A 19787-nucleotide genomic window follows, 5' to 3' on the forward strand; every position below is an offset into this window, starting at 1 on the left:
TTCCATGGCAATGAAATTCGAGAAATCGGGCGATGGCGCCTACATGCTCAACGTGACGGGCTACACCTGCCCGCACCCGCAGATGTACACCAAGAAGGCCCTGCAGAAGATCGAGTCGGGTTCGGTGCTTACCCTGGTGTTCGACAACCCCTCGTCCGGGGAGTCCATCATCTCCATGTGTGAAAGCGAAGGTAACGAGCTGTTCGAACGCAGCGATTCGGGCGGCACCTTCACCTGGAAGATCCGCAAGGGGTAAGACATGCAGCTTGGAATCGTGGTAGTCGATGATCGCTGCGCGCCGCACGCGATCGGCCTGCTCAAGGCGGCCCAGGCGCGTGACTGGACCAGCCGATGTTTCCTCACGGACCGCGGCGTGTTCCTGCTCAAGGACCCGGAGTTCCGTGGCCTGCTTGACGAGGGCAAGACCCATTTCTCCATCTGCGAGCTGAGCATCGAGCGCTACGCGGACGACGGGGTTTCGGTGCATGAGCTCGAGGACAAGATCGTTGTCGGGGGCCAGTATCAGAATGCGGAGCTGGTGCACAACAGCGATCAGGTGCTGGTTTTCTAGGAGAACGAGATGAGTAATGGCGTAAAGCAGATCCTGGTCGTGGCCGGTGATGACAAGGTGGAAGCCCTGCGCATGGCCACGGGCCTGACCTTGCTGGATGATGCGGTGCGGGTCGCCGTGCTCGGCGATCTGGATGAGACGGCGGACGATGTCCAGTTGCAGCTGGAATCGCTCGAGTTTGCCGATGTGCCGGTGGAGCGTCTGGGCAACGGCCCGGAGAGCTACAAGGCCCTGGCGGGGATGATGATCCAATCCGATACGGTGTTCATGGTATGAGTCAGTCCATTTGCAAGATCCTGTTTCTCAAGATGCCGGGTGCCGGTGATGAACTCTCCGGTGGGGTGGTCGCAAACCTGCCGGCGGACAGCGTGCACCATGAGTTCATGGAGGTCTCGTCAGGGCAGTACGAGGCCATTCTCGACCGACTGGAGGCGGGGGTGCTGCCGGTCGTACTGAAAGCCCCAAGGTGATTGGCAGGGATGCCATGTAGTGACCAGCCGGTTTTTCGGTGCCCTCCGGCTGGGTATTCATGCGCGGTCCCGATGCAGGGGGTCGTTTCCCAGGGCGGCGTTCTGCATATGCCAGCCGGGATCCCGCGCCAGGCACCGATGCGTGTATTTGGTGTGAGGCCTTGAGCCGGGACTTCAGCTTGTCTGAACTCCCGGTTTTTTTTGGCCCGACGGGCAGCACAGAGCGTGTGAGCGTCGTGGGTGATGGACGGTTGCAGATTGCAGACCAATGCAACGGATTCTTAATCTGCAACGAGGCCAGACTGGTGAGAGTTATTTAATCTACTGATTGTATTGATTATTCGTGGCTGGCACGCAAAGTGCTGAATGTTTGGTTGCTAAGACTGTCAAGCAGCAGACCTGGACCACAGGCAGAGGATCTGTCTGAAGTCCTCGGTCAGACAAGAGTGAAGTCACAAGGCGACGCACTGTCCATCGGGGGGAGACCGGATGCCGGTGCCAGAACAACATTTGGAGGGGTTCCAGCAATGCGACAAGTAACAGGTAATTCAGCCCTGGCGCGGGCGCGCGGATCGGTGGCGTTTGCCGCCGTCCTGAGTTTGGCGCTGGCCGGTTGTGGCGGTGGCGAAAGCAGCAGTGGAGGCAATCTGGCGGCAGCGAACATCAACACGCCGGCGCAGATCGCTCAGGTATCCGCGGATGACTACAACGAGAACGTCAACGGTCTGATTACGGGTGCCACGCTCAGCCGCTGGATCAACGACTGGGAGAATGAACGACCCGAAGGTGTGACCGGGCGTCTCATCATTCTGCAGAATGCTGCCGGTGGTGCTGGTGCCGAGTATGTGCGACCCGTGCCCGGGCAGGTCTTTACCTACCAGGTGCCTAATTCCGAACTGATCCAGACCCGGGACAACGGTGTCACCGTGACTGTCAGCGTGGTGCCGGACGGCCCCTCCATGGATGCCTTCCTGAAGAAATACAACATCGATCCTCGTAAGGACATGATCGTCTGTGCGATGGGCGGCGCGAGCAATCCCCTTGCCATGAACCAGGGCCGTTGCTGGTACATGTTCCGCTACTGGGGTGTGGACAAGCGCAACCTGGCGCTGCTCAATGGCGGCAACAGCTGGAACCTGTCCAGTGGTCAGATGCTGCCGGGTGATTTCTCCGCGACCGCGTCCACGCCGCCGAACACCGGTACGGCCTCGGTGCGCGATCTGCCCGCCGACAACACGGCCCTGCAGGCCAGCATTGCGGAGATGATCGCGATCGCCACGCCGACCCCGCAGAACAACACCCGAAATGGCGTGTTCGTGTGGGATGCGCGCAGCCTGTCGCAGTACAGCGCAGGCGAGGCACGGGAGATGGGTGAGCAGGGGTGTGCGGATGCCTACTGTGGCCCTGTCGCTGACTACATGACCACCTTCCAGAACCGTGCCGCACGCCAGGGTCATCCCCACGGTACCCTGCAGCTGCAGTACACCCATATGCTGGTGCCGGGCGAAGGCTACCGTTACAAGGACAAGGCGGAACTGGAGGCCTATCTGAGCGGCGAGGCGGATGCCAATGGCATGCGGTTCGTGGACTACACCTATCAGGCCGTGGGCGTGGGCAACGCCTACCAGCCGGGTGACACCATGTACGTCTACTGCGAGACCACCTTCCGGGCCATGATCACCGGTGTGGTGTCTGCGGTCGTCCTGGGCCTGCCGACCCGCTTCTACGACGGCGCCATGACGGAGTGGAACTCGTTGTCCAACATCGTGACCGACCAGGGCACGCCGATCCTTCCGGCCGACTCTCCGTGGCGCACCGACCTGGCAGATGTTTCCTTCTTCCGGGCAGCAGCGTCTTCGGATCTGGTCGGCTCCCGTGAGATCTCCAATCCCTATGGCGATCGCACTGACGCGCACATCCGCGCTGATCGCTTGTACAAGTTCGGTACGGCCACGCCTGGTGGTGGAAGCGGCGGTGGTGGCGGTGTCGCACCCCCGGCCAATCCCTGTGGAGGTTAACGAGCATACCCTCCTTCCCTTTGAGCCCGCTTCTGCGGGCTCTTTTCTTTGCGGCCGGGCTGCGTGGGTATGCCTGAAACCCTATAATCAACCTGCGTCGTCCATGGAAGTCACACCTCATCGCGACAGAGTTTTGACCCCGTACGCCATGGACGCGCGGCGGATGAATTCAACATCGAGGCACGAGCATCCGCCACGGGCACCGGAACGGCCCGGGAGCCGGAAGGCTGCGCCCGCCAACCCCGTGTGTCGATCATGAAAAGTCGTACCGCCTATCGTTTGCTCGCTGCCGTGGCCATCCTCGGGCTGCTGACGCTCGTGGCCCTGCCGTTTCTCTCCCTGGAGAACGGTGGCCAAGGGCGGGTCGCCGGCACGGACGGTGATTTTCTGGATCAACACTGGGCCTTCCCCCTGGCGCCCCAGGGCGCACCGCCCCATGACTTCAGCTTCAACGAGGCATCCCTGGATGCGCGCAGCTGCGCCCAGTGCCATGCCAGCCAGTTCGAGGACTGGAAGACCAGCCGCCACAGCCAGACCATGAACGCGGGCATCCGCTGGCAATTCCATGTCTTCAGCCAGGCGGAATCCAACAAGTGCATGGACTGTCATTCGCCCCTGGCGGAACAGAAGGCGCTGGTGGCGCGGGAGCTGGGCTGGCCCAACGCGCCGGCCGCGGCACCACCGGATCACATTCCCTCCGGTCTGCACCACCAGGGGCTGACCTGCGCCGCCTGCCATGTACGGGGCCATCAGCGCTTCGGTCCGGAACATCGACTGGGGCTCTCCGGCGATGAGCCCGGGCTGCCCCATGGTGGGTTCCATCCCAGGCCCGCCTTCAGTGACAGCCGCTTCTGTGCCGCCTGCCACCAGTTCCCGGAGGACGGGCCGAAACTCAATGGCAAGCTGCGTCAGGACACCTACAACGAATGGCTGCGATCCCGCTTCGCGGAACAAGGGGTGAGTTGCCAGAACTGTCACATGCCAGACCGCAGGCACCTGTGGCGCGGCATTACCGACCCGGACACGGTGCGCAGCGCCATGGCCATCGATCTGCACGGCGCGCCCGGAAGCGGCGATGTCATGGAGCTGACCTTGCGCATCGCCAACGTGGGTGCCGGGCATCATTTCCCCGCCTACATGGTGCCGAGGATCGATGTTTACCTGGAGTTGCTGGACCCTGACAGCAATGTGCGGGCGCGGGTGATCCATCACGTGATCCAGTGGCGTGCCAGTGTGGATCTCACGCAGGAGGAATTCGATACACGCCTGCCGGCGGGCGAGTCGGTGAGCCTCGATGGACGCATTCGCATGCCGAATGAGCCCGGCTGGAGCCTGGGGCTGCGTCTCGAGGTGGCACCCAAGGAGCATTATGAACGCATGTACCAGGACATGATGCGCCAGGCGGATCGCATGGACCCCATGACCCTCGACCTGCTGCGCATCGCGATTTTCGAGGCGCGCCAATCCCGCTATCGGGCGGTCCAGGAACGCTTGTCGCTGGATGAGCCTGTCAGCCTGACCCTGCGCTATACGCCCATGGTTTCCCTGAGCAAGGACTGAGCCTCGGCAATTGCATTTTGAGGTCGCCGAGGTGCTGCTGCGTTATATGCAATCGAGTTTGTAGGGGTTCTGTTTGTAAGTAATTGAGTTGTAGGAATAAATAACTATGGCACGGTTCCTGTATGCCAAGACGAGAGACGACATGCGAGGCAACGCGATGAGACTCATGATCCTGCTGGCGACGTCACTGCTGATGTTCCCGGCAATGGCCCAGGCAGATGGCCGGACGCAAGACCGGGGAGCCGAGGCCACACAGGCTGAAAATGTCACTGAGGCGCCTCAGCGAAGGGGTCGTCTGAGGTTTCGCGATGGGCCCGTCTGCATGTGTTCACAAGGCATGAGTGAGGAGGATATCCAGCGTGCCGAGAGGGAGCGTCGTGAACAAGCCGGTCGCAGGAACTGAGCAGGTGTAGTCAAGCAGGACATTGAAGACGAACAAACGAAGCAATCAGAACAGATGAGACGGAGGGGTAGATGATGGGTAACAAAAAACAGCGCAAGGGCTTTCTGGGTCGCGTCCTCGGCAGGTTGGGTGTGGGAGGCATGGCTGCGGTGTTCTCGCTGGTGGCCGTGGTTGGTTGGGCGGCGTTGACCGTCGAGAGCCTCACCTATGATCCGCACAAGAACATGATCAGCCTCGACCAGAAGGACTGGGGCGCCGAGGTGTTTGACGCGATCCATGACAACGTGATCGCCCAGGGTCTGGTGCGTCCCGCCAACGCCTGTGGCCTGGGGGCCTCTTCCTGCTTCCGCTGCCACAACGGCCGCCGTGCTCCCGAGCCCACCACGGATCCCATCGCCGCCCCGTGGCATACCGATCATGCGCGGGTCAACAACTCCTGCGCAGGCTGTCACAGCGGCAATCCGCGCCTGATGCGTGAAGAGATGGCCCATCAGAACCTGATCTCCAAGCCGCTGAATTCGCCCAGCGAAAGCTGCGCAAGCTGCCATCGCAGCGCCTCGGAGCTGGAGGGTTTCCTGGATCGCTACCTGGCAGTCCAGCAGTAAGGCCAAAAACAACAACTCTCAGGGGGATGACCCAATGCAAATCGGAAAGCTCGTGCAAGGCTTCAAGCCCAAGCGCCTGACCACCGCGCTGGCAATGATGGCAATCGCTGCTGGCCCCGCCGCCGTGCAGGCGGGGCCGACCATCATGTACGGCGACGAGGGTTTCCTGACCCTCAACTATGAACTGCAGATCTGGTCCCAGTATCGTGACTTCCGTTCCGCGGAAAACGATGGCGATTCCTACGATACGTTCCTGCGTCGCAATCGCATCACCGTGCTCGGCCAGTACAACGACTACGTGGGTTTCTATGCACAGCTGGAGGCCGGCAACGACAGTCGCTACGGCAATGACGAGCGTCCGGTGTACTACCGGGATGCCTACATCACCTTCGACTGGGACGACTCTCTGCGCTTCATCGTTGGTCGCTTCAAGAACACCTTCAGCCGCGAGAACCTGGAGGCCTGTCTTGAACCCCTCACCCTGGACCGGGGCATCATCTCCTACACGCCGTTTGGCGGCACCCGGGATACGGGTATAGCGATGTGGGGCAACCTGGCCGATGCCAGGGTCCAGTACCGGCTGATGGTGTCGGACGGCCGGGAGGGTGACAACGTACCCAGCGACACCCCGAGGATCACCGCCCGTGCCCACTACAGCTTCTTTGATCCTGAGTTCTCCTATGGCTATCGGGGTACCTATCTCGGCACCCAGCGGGTGCTGACCATCGGCGCGGCCTACGACTACCAGGCCGATGCCGTGTACGGCAACCTGCCCGGCAGAACCGACAAGCAGGATTACTCGGCCTGGACGGTGGACCTGTTCTATGAACAGCCGCTGGAGGCAGGCACCCTGACCCTGTCCGGCGCCTACTTCGACTACAGCGTGAACGGGGCGCTCAAGGGAGACGAGCTTCTGGTTGACAATACCGTCACGCCGACGGCCGAGATGACCGGATATTACGTCAAGGCGGGCTGGCTGTTCCCGCAGCGCATAGGCATCGGCCGTCTGCAGGTGTTTGCCAGGCATGAGGCGTCCGATTATGATCGCAATGATGATTTCTTTGATCAGACGATCAATGCCGTCGGCGCCAACTACTACCTGGACGGCCAGCAGCTCAAGCTGACCTTCGAGTACGCGGACGTGAGCTTCGATGCGCAGCATCCCACGATCAATTCCCTGCGCGATCACAAGCAGGCGACCCTGGGGTTCCAGCTGCTGTTCTGACCTGATTGGCCCGGGTCCGTTGTCTGAGGCCCGGTGAGGAGCGTGTCATTTCCAAGACCAATGCCACTGCATTGACGGCGACGGGCGGCTCTGCCGCCCGTCGTCTTGGCATACCCAGGGCCTGGCGTCTAAGAGTCGGCCTGATCCTCATATCACTCAGTATCGCTACCCTGCTGGTGATCAGCTTCGCACCTCTGGGTGGGATTGTTATCTGGCTCGCGATCCTCTGTACCTTGTGCGGCATCGCAGCCGGCTATGGCCTGTCGACCTGGCGTTATCAGGCCGGACTCCGCATCCTGAACGCGGGCATGATCGACGCCCAGGACGGCAACCTGAAACCGGTTAAGATACCGAAGGTCCGCGATCCGCTGCTGCTGCGCCTGTACCGGGAATACAACAAGACGATCACCACGCTGGGCGGGATGTTTGCTCTCGTGGAGGAGTGCCAGAACCGGGTGCTCACCGAGCGCAACCGGATGAACGTGGTGGTCCAGGTGCTGCCCGCCGCTTTGCTGGGTGTGGACGACAACCTGTGCATCAACACGGTCAACAAGCAGACCGAGACGCTGTTCGGCAAGAAAGAGCGATACCTGGTCGGGGTCAGCCTGTTTGATGTGCTGTCGATCACCGATGAAACCCGGGAGATCCTGAGAGACGCATTTCTCTACAAGCAGGATATCCGCAACCAGGTCATCAACATCCATCTCAACGACGCGGAACGCTGGCTGTCCATGAATCTCTCCTTCGTCACCCAGGATGAGGGCGAGATGGCCGCGGTCATCACGCTGCTGGACATCACCGAATACAAGCAACTCCAGGAAAGCGTCTACACCCGTGAAAAGCTGGTGGCCATGGGACAGCTGGCTGCGGGTGTGGCCCATGAACTGAACACCCCGCTCGGCAGTATCCTGGGATACTCCCAGTTGCTGATCGATTCCTGTGAGGATCCGCAGCGGGCCAGGCATTTCGCGAGAACCATCAGCGAACAGACAAAGCGCTGCTCGCGCATCATCCACAACCTGCTCAACTATGCGCGCAAGGAGAAGTGCCAGGGTGAGTTCTGCGATGTGAATGCGCTGGTGGACGAGGTGGTGGATACACTGATCAGTTGCCGATTGAAGAGATACGAGATCTCCCTCGAGCGGGATCTCAAGGACAGCCCGATCGTGGACGGCGGCTGCGGAGAACTCGATATCGTGCTGACGAACCTGCTCATCAATGCGGTGCAGGCCCTCAAGGGCGTCGAGAAACCCATGATTCGGGTCAGTACCGGACTCAACGAAGGTGGTTTTGCCTACATCATCGTGGAAGACAATGGACCGGGTATCCCGGGAGAGCTGCGCTCACGAATATTCGAGCCTTTCTTCAGTACCAAGGACGTGGGTGAAGGCAGCGGACTGGGCCTGTCCATCAGTCACGCCATGGTCAGCCGCCGAGGTGGAACGCTGCGGTACGACTCTGATTACAGAGACGGCGCACGATTCGTCATACGACTCCCCAACGCCACACAGGCGACAGAATAGATATGCTTGCAACGAACCTAAGCGAACCAGATTTGCCCGCAGAGAGCGGCATGAACGCACAACCCGTTGTGGTGATCACCGAAGACGATGAGGTGATGCGCGAACTGGTCGTCAACGTGCTTCACGGCATCGATGCGACGGTGATCCCGATGGAAAGTTCCCAGGAATCCCTGGATTTCATCGAGAACAACGAGGTGGCCGTGGTTGTCACGGATCTGCGCATGCCCAGGATCGATGGCATGAAGGTGCTGGATTTTGCGCGTCAGAAGAATCCGCTCACCCAGGTAATCTTGATGACGGGACACGCCACGGTGGAGTCCGCCGTGCAAAGTCTCAAGGCCGGTGCCTTCGATTACATCTGCAAGCCTTTCGAGAACGTCGAGTTGCGGCACACGGTGGAACGGGCGCTTTCGCACTGGAATCTCAGCCGTGAGAACATGCGGCTGAGAGAGGAAAACAAGGTCTTTGCCGAGGGCGACGTCATCATCGGCCGCTCAGCGGCCATGGACGAAGTGCATCGGCTCATCGATGCCGCCGCTGCCTATGACTGTTCGGTGCTGATCACAGGTGAAAGCGGTACCGGTAAAGAACTGGTCGCCAGACAGATTCACCTGAAAAGCCCGCGGCGAGACAACAGTTTCGTGGCGATCAACTGCGCCGCCATCCCCGAGCAGATCATCGAAAGCGAGCTGTTCGGCTATCAGAAGGGCGCCTTTACCGGGGCGGAGCGCGCCAAGCCCGGGCTGTTCGAGACCGCGAACGGCGGCACCATCTTCCTGGACGAGGTCAACAATGCCTCCCTGTCGCTGCAGGCTAAACTGTTGCGCGTGCTGCAGGACGCGACCTTCTACAGACTGGGCGATACCGAGCCCAGGCATGTGAATGTGCGGGTGCTCGCCGCGACCAACCGGGATGTTCCGGGCCTCATCGCCCAGGAGACCTTCAGGGAGGATCTGTACTACCGGCTGCGGGTCATCGAGATCCACATTCCCGCCCTCAGGGACCGGCGAGACGACGTGCCCCTGCTGGCAAATTATTTCATCAGCAAGTATGCCAAGCGCTTCAACAAGCCGGTTGATGGCATGTCCACGCAGGTGCTGGGCGCCCTGATGCGACACGACTGGCCCGGCAACGTGCGTGAGCTTGAGAACGTGATTCAGCGTGCGCTGATTCTCTGCCAGGGCAAGGTGATCGATGAGGGTGTCCTGCCACCGGAGATCTCGCGCGGCACGGAGTTGTCGGTACGCGCCATCGATCACATGCAGCCCCAGACCCTTGAAGAGGTCGAGGTCTATTTCATCCGCAAGACATTGCGCGAAACCAACGGTGACCGAGCCCTGTGTGCCGAGATCCTGGGCATCGACAAGAGCACTCTCTGGCGCAAGATCAAACGCTACAGCATCGAAGAGTAGCCATGATGGGACGTCCCGGTAGATATTCGTTCATGCGTCTCTCCACGCTGCTGCTCGGTTGCGTGATCAGCCTGCCGCTCGGGGCCTCGGATATCGAGCAGCGTCTGGAGCGTCTCGAGGCACAGGTGCAGTGGCTGATGGAACGCGTGGGGGCGCAGGATGCCCAGGCGCCCGAGCCGATTCCAGACCCCCCTGCCCCTACCGTGACGCAGCCGGCCGCGGCTGCGCCTATCGAACGGCAACCGGAGCGCCGTGTCTCCGGTGCCGTGGCACCCGCAACGACAGGTGAGGCGAGGCTGCGTTATTTCCTGCGCGCTGAGGTCATCGGGGCTGAACCTCCCGGCGAGCCCCCCATGATGGATGGTTTGTATACCCTGGAGGAGAGCCTGCGTTTCGACCCGGCCAGTTATGGCGTCGCCGAGCGCAGCGTGCTGTCCCGCTATCGGGATCTCACGCTCTACAGGTCCGCTGCCGTGCTCATCGAAGGGGTCATGGACCTGCCCGCAGCGGGAACCTATCAGTTTCAGGTGGCACCCAAGCCGGCGCGCGAGGGTGGTGGATCCCCGGTCGCCAATGAGATGACGGTGCGACTGCAGGTCGCGGGTCAGACGGTGATCGCGATGGATGGCGTGCGCAGCTGGAGAAACCAGACCTATCGTCATGAGCTTCCTGCCGGACAGCACGCGTTCACCCTGTGGGCGGTCGCCAACTCCCCGGGATACGGGCCTGCCCCCATCGATTCCCGCCTGGAGATCCAGGTTGCCTTGCCCGGTCGTGCCGGCCTGGTGCCCCTGTCTCGACTGGTCAGCGCCGCTCCGTGAGCACACCGATACCCTGATCCCCCTGGTTAACGGATGCTGGCTGACGGGCCGATCCGGACCTGCCGAGCGCGTCTGCGACCGGCGCACCTCTTGCGTCCCGCCCTGTGTGTCATGGTCGGCGAGGCAAGCCATGCGCGGCTCCCGCCGTTCATCGGGCCGTCATCTCCCTCTGTCTTATCCCCCCTCACCTGCAGACCGGTTATTGGCGTAATGTGTCCAAAAGCGTGATGTGGTTCACAAGTTGGTGAGCCCTGACCCCAGGAGCCGGGACGTGCCAAGCAGCCACCCGGCCAGATTCGACCCAGAGGGAACGCTGCCGGAGGAGAAGATCCCATGAACCGCCCGCGCCGGCGTCTGTGCCGGTTTGGCATTCGTCAGAAGGTGGTGCTCGTGTTGCTCACGGTGCTGCTCACGGCCCTGTCCGTGAGCGGCTGGCTGGTGCTGCGCGACATGGAGCGCAACGTGCTCAGCGAGACCGAGCGGCGCGGCGTGGAGATGGCGGAATACCTGTCCCGGTCCCTGGCCTACAGCGTGGTGGGCTACGACTACCACACCATCCAGTTGCTGCTGAACCAGGTTGTCCAGACCGGTGACGTGGTGCATGTGCGCGTGCTCAGCGACCGGGGCAACACCATGGCCGAGGTGGCCCATCCGGACCGGGAGGCCGTGGAGCGGGTGGGCTTCGAGCGCCCGGTGCGCCTCAATGACGGCACGGTGGTGGGCAACCTGGAGCTGGAGCTCAGCATCGAGCCCATCGTGGCGCAGCTGGCTGAACAGAAAGAGTCCCTCATCAAGCGCGAGGTGCTGGTCATCCTGCTCATCGCCCTGGGCGAGTTCCTGGTGCTGTCCTGGATCATCATCGGCCCGCTCACCCGGGTCTCCCGGGCCCTGGAATCCAACGTGGACGAGAACGGCGTGATCCTGCGTGACATCCCGGTGGATTCCCGGGACGAGATCGGCGAGCTGGCGCGGCGCTTCAACGAGATGCGTGCCCAGCTCAATGCCGCCAACCAGAAGCTCCATGGCCGGGTGGAGGCCGCCGACCGGGAGCTCAAGGAGGCCTACCAGAAGCTTCTGGAGCAGTCCGCCGCCCTGCAGCACTCCAACCTGGAACTGGAGCGCCTGAGCCTCACTGACCCGCTCACCGGGCTGGGCAACCGGCGTGCCTTCGACCAGAACATCGAGGCCGACATGGCACTGTTCCGCCGCCATGGCGATATCAGCAGCCTGCTGGTGCTGGACCTGGACTGTTTCAAGGGTCTCAACGACACCCACGGCCACGACATCGGCGACCTGGTGCTGTGCCAGTTTGCCGACGTGCTGCAGGGTCATGCCCGGGAAACGGATGAAGTGTGCCGTCTGGGGGGCGAGGAGTTCGCCGTGTTCCTGCGCCGGGCCGACGAGGACGGCGCCATGGCCATGGCGGAGAAGCTGCGCGAAGCAGTGGAGGCGATGGTGGTCAACGTGGACGACGCGCTCAAGATCAGCGTCACCGTCAGCATCGGTGTCGCCACCCTGTCCACCCGCCTGCGCATCACCTCGGCACTGGCCCTCTACAAGGCCGCGGACCAGGCCATGTACGCCAGCAAGCAGGCGGGCCGCAACCGGGTCACCCACTACGACAGCCTGATCGCCGAGTCTCTGACGCCTGCAACGCACATTGCCTGAGGAATCCATGCCATGAAGCGTGTTCTGTTTTCCTGTTTGCTCCTGGTCGCGTCCCTGGGTGTCCAGGCCAATGAACCGCGTGCCGCCGATGAGCTGGTGTTCGGATCCGTGGCCATGGACATCCCGGCGCAGATGTACCAGCGGCTCGCGCCGGTGACCGAGTACCTGAGCGCGGCCATGGACATGCCCGTGAGCCTGCGCCTGTCGCCCAACATGCCCGATGCCATCAAGGAGGTGAGCGAGGGCCGTTCGGATCTCGCCTACCTGACCCCGGTGGCCTACGTGCGCGCACGGGTCCGGGGCGAGGTGGAGCCCCTGGTGAAGACGGTGACCGACGGCGAGGAGGCCTTCAGGCTGATGATCGTGGTGGCCGAGGACAGCCCCATCCGCAGCGTCGAGGACCTGGCCGGCAAGCGCTTTGCCTTCGGTGATCGCGCGGCCCTGCTGCAGCGGGCCACGGTGGTGGGGGCGGGCATGGCCCTGGAGACCCTGGGCGAGTATCACTTCCTGGGTCACTACGACAACATCGTGCGCGGCGTGATGACCGGCGATTTCGACGCGGGCATCCTCAAGGACACCACCGCCTTCCGCTGGCAGGGGGAGGGCATTCGCATCCTGTACGAATCGCCCCTGCTGCCGCCCTACGTGATCGCCGCCCGCAAGGGCCTGGACCCGGTCTTGACCGAACGCCTGCGCGAGGCCCTGCTGGCCGCCCGTCCCGACGACCCGGTCTCCGGCCCGGCGATGCGCGCCCTGGACCCCAGCTACGACGGTTTCGCGCCGGTGACGGATGCGGAGTACGACGTGATCCGGGAACTGATCCGGCCCTTCGATACGCCGCCGGCTCAGGCGGGGCGGTAGGTAAAGTCAAAAGCCGGAACGCAAAGGGCGCAAAGGATGCGCAAAGGACGCAAAGGTTTTTTCTAGAAAAGACCTTCTTAGCGTTCTTTGCGAGAACTTTGCGCCCTTTGCGTTAATGCTATTGATTATCTGAACGGAGACGCAGCCAGGCACTCAGACGTCGAGCAGCAGCTTCGCCGGGTCTTCCAGCAGGCCCTTGATGGTGGCCAGGAACTGCACGGCCTCGCGGCCGTCGATGAGACGGTGGTCGTAGGAGAGCGCCAGGTACATCATGGGGCGAATCACCACCTGACCATTTTCAGCCACCGGGCGCTCCTGGATCTTGTGCATGCCCAGGATGGCACTCTGGGGCGGATTGATGATGGGCGTGGAGAGCAGCGAGCCGAACACGCCGCCGTTGGAGATGGTGAAGGTGCCGCCGGTGAGGTCGTCCATGGTCAGACCGCCGGACTTGGCCTTCTCGCCGAAGGCATTGATGGCCTTCTCCACGCCCGCCATGGACAGGGTGTCGGTGTCGCGCAGCACCGGCACCACCAGGCCCCGGGGCGAGGACACGGCGATGCCGATGTCGAAGTAGCCATGGTAGACGATGTCTCTGCCGTCGATGGAGGCGTTCACCTCGGGGAAGCGCTTGAGCGCCTCGGTGGCGGCGCGCACGAAGAAGGACATGAAGCCCAGGCGCACGCCGTGACGCTTCTCGAAGGCATCCTTGTGGGTCGCGCGCATCTCCATCACCGGCGCCATGTTCACCTCGTTGAAGGTGGTGAGGATGGCGGCGTTGTGCTGCACCTCCAGCAGGCGCTCGGCGATGCGTGCGCGCAGTCGGGTCATGGGCACGCGGCGCTCGGTGCGCTGACCCGGTAGCGGGGCGGGAGAAGATGCCGCGGGCGGCTGGGCTGTCGGCGCGGACGGTTTCTCCGCAGCGGGTTTCGCCTGGCTTTCCTGTTGTTCCAGGTGACTGAGCACGTCCTCCTTGAGGATGCGCCCGTCCTTGCCCGTGCCGCGGATGGCGCTGGCATCCAGATCATGTTCGGCCACCAGCTTGCGCACCGCGGGGCTGAGCGGCGGGGTCTCACCGCGCGCATTGGCCGCCTCCGCCTTGCCTGCGGTCGGTTTGGGTGCTTCGGATTTGCCGGCCCCGGCCCCGGCCCCGGCCCCGGCCCCTAGGCGCCCCACCACCTGGCCGGCGGTGACGGTCTCGCCTTCGGCGGCGAGGATCTCCTCGATCACGCCATCCTCCGGAGCCGGCACCTCCAGCACCACCTTGTCGGTCTCGATGTCCAGCAGGATCTCGTCGCGGCTCACGGCATCACCGGCCTTTTTGTGCCAGCTGACGATGGTGGCATCCGCCACGGATTCGGGCAGCTCGGGGATCTTGACGTCGGTGCTCATGAAAGGTCCTTGTGACTTGAATTGTTGGTTTTGTCAGTCGTTCGCGAGGGGCAGCCCGAGGGCCTTGTGGATCACCACTTCCTGCTGGCGCTTGTGCACTTCCAGATAGCCCACCGCGGGGGATGCGGAGGCCGGCCGGGTGACGTGCTGCAGGTAGCGCTTCTCCCCCAGCACCGAGCGGATGTGGTGCTGGCTGGAATACCAGGCACCCTGGTTGAGCGGCTCCTCCTGGGCCCAGACGAAGTCACTGGCCTTGGTGTACGGGGCCAGGGCCTCGGCCAGTTCGTCCTCCGGGAAGGGGTAGAGCTGTTCCAGGCGGATGATGACGACGTTCTGTAGCCCCGCCTCCCGGCGCGTCTCCAGCAGTTCGTAATAGAGCTTGCCGGCGCACATCACCACCCGCTCGACCTGCCCGGCATCCAGGTCATCGATCTCGCCGATGACGTTGCGGAAACGGCCATCGCTGAATTCCGACAGGGGGCTCACGGCGAGTCGATGACGCAGCAGGCTTTTGGGGCTCATCACCACCAGTGGCTTGCGGTAGGGGCGGATCATCTGCCGGCGCAGCAGGTGGAAGATCTGTGATGGCGTGCTGGGCACGCACACCTGGATGTTGTGCTGGGCGCACAGTTGCAGGTAGCGCTCCAGGCGCGCCGAGGAGTGCTCCGGGCCCTGGCCCTCGTAGCCGTGGGGCAGCAGCATCACCAGGCCGCACAGGCGCCCCCATTTCTGCTCGCCGGAACTGATGAACTGGTCGATGACCACCTGGGCGCCGTTGGCGAAGTCGCCGAACTGGGCCTCCCAGAGGGTCAGGGTGTTGGGCGCGGCGGTGGCATAGCCATACTCGAAGGCCAGCACCGCCTCCTCGGAGAGCAGCGAGTCGATGACCAGGAAGCGTGACTCGTCGTCGATGAACTTGCGCAGCGGGATCCAGCGCTGGCCGGTCTTCTGATCGAACAGCACCGCGTGGCGATGGAAGAAGGTGCCGCGTCCGCTGTCCTGTCCCGAGAGGCGCACGGCATAGCCTTGCTCCAGCAGCGAGGCATAGGCCATGGTCTCGCCGAAGCCCCAGTCGGTGGGCAGCTCGCCCTCGGCCATGCGGCTGCGGTCCTCCATGATCTTGGCGACGCGGGGGTGTAGCTCGAAGCCCTCCGGCAGGCGTTCCAGGCGGCGCCACAGGCGCTGCAGGGTTTCGAGACTGACCCGTGTATCGGCGGGCTCGGTCCACTCACGGTCCTTGTAGGGGTTCCAGTCGGCGATGGGGTGATAGGGTGAGGGTTCCTGGCACAGGTGGGGCACCATGGAGTCGCCGGCATCCAGCCGGTCGCGGCAGCTGCTCACCAGCGCCTCCACCTCCTCTTCCTTCATGACACCCTGCTCCACCAGGCGCTGACCGTACAGGGCCCGGGTTGTGGGCAGCTTGCGGATCGCCTGGTACATGGCCGGCTGGGTCACGGCGGGTTCGTCGGCCTCGTTGTGTCCATGGCGCCGGTAGCAGACCAGGTCGATGACCACGTCCTTGCGAAACGCCATGCGGTAATCGAAGGCGATCTGCACCGCGAACACCACCGCCTCCGGGTCGTCGCCATTCACGTGCAGGATGGGTGCGTTGACCATCTTGGCCACGTCGGTGCAGTAGTCGGTGGAACGGGCGTCACGCATGGTGCTGGTGGTGAAGCCGATCTGGTTGTTGATGACGATGTGCACCGTGCCCTTGGTGGAAAAGCCCCGGGTCTGGGATATGTTCAGCGTCTCCATCACCACGCCCTGGCCGGCGAAGGAGGCATCGCCGTGGACCACCACCGGCAGCACCTCGTCGCCGTCGGCGTCCTGGCGGTTGGTCTGGCGGGCGCGCACCGAGCCCTCCACCACCGGGCCGACGATCTCCAGGTGCGAGGGATTGAAGGCCAGGGCCACGTGCACCGGGCCGCCGGGCGTGTTCATGTCCGAGGAAAAGCCCATGTGGTACTTCACGTCGCCGGTGCCGTTGCCGCGCCGGTGGGTGCCCTCGAACTCCTGGAACAGGATCTGCGGCGACTTGCCCAGGATGTTCACCAGCACGTTGAGCCGGCCCCGGTGGGCCATGCCCAGCACGATCTCCTGGATGCCGGCGCCGCCGGCGCGCTGGATGAGCTCGTCCAGCATCGGGATCAGGCTCTCGCCGCCCTCCAGGGAGAAGCGCTTCTGGCCCACGTAGCGGCTGTGCAGGTAGCGCTCCAGGCCCTCGGCGGCGCTCAGGCGGTCGAGGATGTAACGCTGTTGCGTGGTGCTGAAGCCGGGGCGACCGCGGCTGCCTTCCAGGCGTTTCTGCAGCCAGCGCTTCTCGGCGGTCTCCATCAGGTGCATGTACTCGGCGCCGATGGTGTCGGTGTAGGTGCTCTGCAGGATGTCCAGGATCTCGCCCAGGGTCGCCTCGGCCGGGCCGCTCAGGGAGCCGGTGTTGAACACCGTGTCCAGGTCCTCTTCCGCGAGGCGGTGGTGGGCCAGGGTCAGCTCCGGGGTGGCCTCCGGCTGGTGCAGGCCGAGCGGGTCCAGGCGCGCGATGCGGTGGCCCAGGAAGCGGTAGGCGTTGATGAGCTGCAGCACACGCACCTGCTTGCGTTCGTGCTCCAGGTTGACCGTGGACAGGCCCGCACGGGCGCCGTGCCGGGTGTCGGTGAGCCGGCGGAATTCCTCGCGGATGCGGCTGTGGGGCAGGTCGCGTCCGCCGCCGGTGTCGGCCTGAAGCTGCTCGAAGTAGGCGCGCCAGGCGGGATCGATGCTGGCCGGGTCCTCCAGGAAGGCCTCGTACAGGGCGTCCAGGTAGGCGGCATTGCCGGCGTCCAGGTGGGAGGTGCTCCAGCGGGCCTTGAGCCCGCCGGTGGAACTGGAATCATTCATGTGCGTGTGTCGGTCGGAATGGCTGGGTCGATACTCGTTGGTCCACGTATATACATAGACGTTCCCGCAGGAGCCGTCCAAGGCGCCCGGGTTTGGTAGACTGGTGGAATGGACGTGACCACCCTGCTCGATTCCCTGAACCCTGCCCAGCGGGAGGCCGTGAGCGCCGACCCGGGGCCGGTGCTGGTACTGGCCGGCGCCGGCAGCGGCAAGACCCGCGTGCTCACCCACCGCATCGCCTGGCTGATCCAGGTGGAGGGACTTTCTCCCCACAGTATCCTCGCCGTGACCTTTACCAACAAGGCCGCGGCGGAGATGCGCGGGCGCATCGAGGCCCTGCTGGGCATGCCGGTGCGCGGCATGTGGGTGGGCACCTTCCACGGCCTGGCCCACCGGCTGCTGCGGGCCCACTGGCAGGACGCGGGCCTGCCCCAGGGCTTCCAGATCCTGGATTCCGACGACCAGCTGCGCATGGTCAAGCGGGTGCTCAAGGCGCTGGAGCTGGACGAGGCCCGCTGGCCGCCGCGCCAGGCCCAGTGGTTCATCAACGCCCGCAAGGACGAGGGTGTGCGCCCCCAGCACATGGAGGATCACGGCGATCCGGTGAACCGTCAGCTGGTGCGCATCTACAGCGCCTACGAGGCGGCCTGCAAGCGCGCCGGCGTGGTGGATTTCGCCGAACTGCTGCTGCGCGCCCTGGAACTGCTGCGCGACACCCCCGCCCTGCTGGAACACTACCGGGCCCGTTTCCGCCACATCCTGGTAGACGAGTTCCAGGACACCAACGCCATCCAGTATGGCTGGCTGCGCCTGCTGGCGGGCAGCCGCATCCCGGTGTTCGCGGTGGGCGATGACGACCAGTCCATCTACGGCTGGCGCGGCGCGCGCATCGAGCACATCCAGCACTTCAGCCGCGACTTCCCGGGCACCCGCACCGTGCGCCTGGAACAGAACTACCGTTCCACCGGCAACATCCTCCGGGCCGCCAACGCGCTCATCGAGCACAACGACGGCCGCCTGGGCAAGAACCTGTGGACCGAGGACAGCGAGGGCGCGCCCATCGCCCTGTACGCCGCCTTCAACGAGCAGGACGAGGCCCGCTTCGTGGCCGGGCGCATCGAGGAATGGCAGCGCGAGGGACACCGTCACAGCGAGGTGGCCATCCTGTACCGTTCCAACGCCCAGTCCCGGGTGTTCGAAGAGGCCCTGATCCAGGCGCGCATCCCCTACCGGGTCTACGGCGGGCTGCGCTTCTTCGAACGGGCCGAAATCAAGGACGCCCTGGCCTACCTGCGCCTGGTGGCGAGCCGCGAGGACGACGCCGCCTTCGAACGGGTGGTCAACCAGCCCGCCCGCGGCCTGGGCGAACGCACCCTGGCGCAGATCCGCGACCTGGCCCGGGAACGGGACCAGTCCCTGTGGAGCGCTAGCGCCCACCTGCTGGAAACGGGCGGCCTGACTGCCCGGGCGGGCAACGCCCTGCGCGGTTTCCTGGCCCTGGTGGACGGGCTCGCCGAGGCCTGCCGGGACCTGCCCCTGCACGAGCAGGCGGAGCACGTGATCCAGCATTCCGGTCTGCGTGATTTCTATGCCGCCGAAAAGGGCGAGAAGGCCCAGGCACGGGTGGAGAACCTGGACGAGCTGGTGAGCGCGGCCCGGGGCTTCAGCTTCGACCCGGAGACCCACGGCGACATGGATACCCTCACCGCCTTCCTGGCCCACGCGGCGCTCGAATCCGGCGAGGGCGAGGCGTCCGCCTTCGAGGACTGCGTGCAGCTCATGACCCTGCATTCCGCCAAGGGCCTGGAGTTCCCGCTGGTGTTCATGGCGGGCATGGAGGAGGGCCTGTTCCCCCACCGCATGTCCGTGGAGGAGCCCGGGCGCATGGAGGAGGAACGCCGGCTCGCCTACGTGGGCATCACCCGGGCACGTCGGCAGCTGGTGCTCTGCTACGCGGAATCCCGCCGGCTGCACGGCCGGGAGACCTATAACGCCCCGTCGCGCTTCCTGGCCGAACTGCCCGCCGAGCTGATCGAGGACATCCGTCCCCGCGCGCGCATCAGCCAGCCGGTGTTCCGCCGCCCCGAACAGGTGGCCAACGACGCCGGTGACGGCCTGCGGGTGGGGGTGCGGGTGGCCCACCAGAAGTTCGGCGAGGGGGTGATCACCGACTGCGAGGGCCAGGGCAGCAACGCCCGCATCCAGGTGCATTTCGCCGACCACGGCGCCAAGTGGCTGGTGGCGGGGTATGCCAAGCTGGAAAAGGTGTCCTGAAGTGGGAAGGGGGAATTGGGAAGTGCGAAGTTAAGACTCCCACCTCCCCTTCTCACTTCAACCCCCAATTCACCCTTCGTACGTCAGCTTATCTGTGACGCCCA

General features: G+C 63.9%; 16 protein-coding genes. 14 read left to right on the top strand and 2 right to left on the bottom strand.

Annotated features, from left to right (window positions below; all coding sequences use genetic code 11):
- Positions 1 to 4: 4 nt before the first annotated feature.
- The 13 genes from TGR7_RS00315 to TGR7_RS00380 all read left to right on the top strand — a co-directional run bounded on the left by TGR7_RS00315 (position 5) and on the right by TGR7_RS00380 (position 13137).
- Positions 5 to 256 (top strand): sulfurtransferase TusA family protein, encoded by a 252-nt coding sequence (locus TGR7_RS00315; protein ID WP_012636657.1) that lies wholly within the window; start codon positions 5 to 7, stop codon positions 254 to 256.
- Between the two features lie 3 nt (positions 257 to 259).
- Positions 260 to 571 carry a hypothetical protein gene (locus TGR7_RS00320; protein WP_012636658.1) on the top strand — a complete coding sequence of 104 codons (312 nt, stop codon included), beginning with the start codon at positions 260 to 262 and terminating at the stop codon, positions 569 to 571.
- Positions 572 to 580: 9 nt separating this feature from the next.
- Positions 581 to 847 carry a hypothetical protein gene (locus TGR7_RS00325; RefSeq protein ID WP_012636659.1) on the top strand — a complete coding sequence of 89 codons (267 nt, stop codon included), beginning with the start codon at positions 581 to 583 and terminating at the stop codon, positions 845 to 847.
- Positions 844 to 1041 carry a hypothetical protein gene (locus TGR7_RS00330; RefSeq protein WP_012636660.1) on the top strand — a complete coding sequence of 66 codons (198 nt, stop codon included), beginning with the start codon at positions 844 to 846 and terminating at the stop codon, positions 1039 to 1041. Before TGR7_RS00325 ends, TGR7_RS00330 begins: the two co-directional genes overlap by 4 nt.
- Before the next feature lie 527 nt (positions 1042 to 1568).
- Positions 1569 to 3059: a rhodanese-related sulfurtransferase gene (locus TGR7_RS00335; protein ID WP_012636661.1), complete on the top strand. Its 1491-nt coding sequence runs from the start codon at positions 1569 to 1571 to the stop codon at positions 3057 to 3059.
- Positions 3060 to 3314: 255 nt separating this feature from the next.
- Positions 3315 to 4619 carry a multiheme c-type cytochrome gene (locus tag TGR7_RS00340; protein WP_012636662.1) on the top strand — a complete coding sequence of 435 codons (1305 nt, stop codon included), beginning with the start codon at positions 3315 to 3317 and terminating at the stop codon, positions 4617 to 4619.
- Positions 4620 to 5093: 474 nt separating this feature from the next.
- Complete coding sequence (locus tag TGR7_RS00350) at positions 5094 to 5627, top strand: hypothetical protein (RefSeq protein ID WP_012636664.1); 534 nt, start codon at positions 5094 to 5096, stop codon at positions 5625 to 5627.
- A 34-nt stretch (positions 5628 to 5661) separates the two neighbouring features.
- Positions 5662 to 6852 (top strand): selenite/tellurite reduction operon porin ExtI, encoded by a 1191-nt coding sequence (extI, locus tag TGR7_RS00355; RefSeq protein ID WP_012636665.1) that lies wholly within the window; start codon positions 5662 to 5664, stop codon positions 6850 to 6852.
- A 233-nt stretch (positions 6853 to 7085) separates the two neighbouring features.
- Positions 7086 to 8375, top strand: a complete 1290-nt coding sequence (locus TGR7_RS00360; RefSeq protein ID WP_245523007.1) for a PAS domain-containing sensor histidine kinase — start codon at positions 7086 to 7088, stop codon at positions 8373 to 8375.
- Between the two features lie 50 nt (positions 8376 to 8425).
- Positions 8426 to 9787, top strand: a complete 1362-nt coding sequence (locus tag TGR7_RS00365) for a sigma-54-dependent transcriptional regulator (RefSeq protein WP_012636667.1) — start codon at positions 8426 to 8428, stop codon at positions 9785 to 9787.
- 2 nt (positions 9788 to 9789) lie between these two features.
- Positions 9790 to 10608: a hypothetical protein gene (locus TGR7_RS00370; RefSeq protein ID WP_012636668.1), complete on the top strand. Its 819-nt coding sequence runs from the start codon at positions 9790 to 9792 to the stop codon at positions 10606 to 10608.
- A 333-nt stretch (positions 10609 to 10941) separates the two neighbouring features.
- Positions 10942 to 12276 carry a sensor domain-containing diguanylate cyclase gene (locus TGR7_RS00375; protein ID WP_012636669.1) on the top strand — a complete coding sequence of 445 codons (1335 nt, stop codon included), beginning with the start codon at positions 10942 to 10944 and terminating at the stop codon, positions 12274 to 12276.
- 12 nt (positions 12277 to 12288) lie between these two features.
- Positions 12289 to 13137, top strand: coding sequence for a PhnD/SsuA/transferrin family substrate-binding protein (locus TGR7_RS00380; RefSeq protein ID WP_012636670.1), 849 nt, complete (start codon positions 12289 to 12291; stop codon positions 13135 to 13137).
- A 153-nt stretch (positions 13138 to 13290) separates the two neighbouring features.
- Here TGR7_RS00380 and odhB read toward each other — a convergent pair whose 3' ends face one another.
- The gene (odhB, locus tag TGR7_RS00385) at positions 13291 to 14529 is read right to left on the bottom strand and encodes a 2-oxoglutarate dehydrogenase complex dihydrolipoyllysine-residue succinyltransferase (RefSeq protein WP_012636671.1); all 1239 of its coding nucleotides are present in this window, start codon (positions 14527 to 14529) and stop codon (positions 13291 to 13293) included.
- A gap of 33 nt (positions 14530 to 14562) precedes the next feature.
- Positions 14563 to 17409 (bottom strand): 2-oxoglutarate dehydrogenase E1 component, encoded by a 2847-nt coding sequence (locus TGR7_RS00390; protein WP_012636672.1) that lies wholly within the window; start codon positions 17407 to 17409, stop codon positions 14563 to 14565.
- 108 nt (positions 17410 to 17517) lie between these two features.
- Between TGR7_RS00390 and uvrD the strand changes: the two genes are divergently transcribed.
- Entirely contained in the window at positions 17518 to 19683 is a 2166-nt protein-coding gene (gene uvrD, locus TGR7_RS00395; protein WP_012636673.1) for a DNA helicase II, read from the top strand.
- The last annotated feature ends 104 nt before the right edge of the window (positions 19684 to 19787 follow it).

Source organism: Thioalkalivibrio sulfidiphilus HL-EbGr7, from assembly GCF_000021985.1.
Classification (GTDB): Bacteria; Pseudomonadota; Gammaproteobacteria; order Ectothiorhodospirales; family Ectothiorhodospiraceae; genus Thioalkalivibrio_A; species Thioalkalivibrio_A sulfidiphilus.

Excerpts from the sequence above, each read along its gene's own strand:
- TGR7_RS00315 (WP_012636657.1), top strand. The coding sequence starts at position 5 with ATGGCAATGAAATTCGAGAAATCGGGCGATGGCGCCTACATGCTCAAC.
- TGR7_RS00320 (WP_012636658.1), top strand. The coding sequence starts at position 260 with ATGCAGCTTGGAATCGTGGTAGTCGATGATCGCTGCGCGCCGCACGCG.
- TGR7_RS00325 (WP_012636659.1), top strand. The coding sequence starts at position 581 with ATGAGTAATGGCGTAAAGCAGATCCTGGTCGTGGCCGGTGATGACAAG.
- TGR7_RS00330 (WP_012636660.1), top strand. The coding sequence starts at position 844 with ATGAGTCAGTCCATTTGCAAGATCCTGTTTCTCAAGATGCCGGGTGCC.
- TGR7_RS00335 (WP_012636661.1), top strand. The coding sequence starts at position 1,569 with ATGCGACAAGTAACAGGTAATTCAGCCCTGGCGCGGGCGCGCGGATCG.
- TGR7_RS00340 (WP_012636662.1), top strand. The coding sequence starts at position 3,315 with ATGAAAAGTCGTACCGCCTATCGTTTGCTCGCTGCCGTGGCCATCCTC.
- TGR7_RS00350 (WP_012636664.1), top strand. The coding sequence starts at position 5,094 with ATGATGGGTAACAAAAAACAGCGCAAGGGCTTTCTGGGTCGCGTCCTC.
- extI (WP_012636665.1), top strand. The coding sequence starts at position 5,662 with ATGCAAATCGGAAAGCTCGTGCAAGGCTTCAAGCCCAAGCGCCTGACC.
- TGR7_RS00365 (WP_012636667.1), top strand. The coding sequence starts at position 8,426 with ATGAACGCACAACCCGTTGTGGTGATCACCGAAGACGATGAGGTGATG.
- TGR7_RS00370 (WP_012636668.1), top strand. The coding sequence starts at position 9,790 with ATGATGGGACGTCCCGGTAGATATTCGTTCATGCGTCTCTCCACGCTG.
- TGR7_RS00375 (WP_012636669.1), top strand. The coding sequence starts at position 10,942 with ATGAACCGCCCGCGCCGGCGTCTGTGCCGGTTTGGCATTCGTCAGAAG.
- TGR7_RS00380 (WP_012636670.1), top strand. The coding sequence starts at position 12,289 with ATGAAGCGTGTTCTGTTTTCCTGTTTGCTCCTGGTCGCGTCCCTGGGT.
- odhB (WP_012636671.1), bottom strand. The coding sequence starts at position 14,529 with ATGAGCACCGACGTCAAGATCCCCGAGCTGCCCGAATCCGTGGCGGAT.
- TGR7_RS00390 (WP_012636672.1), bottom strand. The coding sequence starts at position 17,409 with ATGAATGATTCCAGTTCCACCGGCGGGCTCAAGGCCCGCTGGAGCACC.
- uvrD (WP_012636673.1), top strand. The coding sequence starts at position 17,518 with ATGGACGTGACCACCCTGCTCGATTCCCTGAACCCTGCCCAGCGGGAG.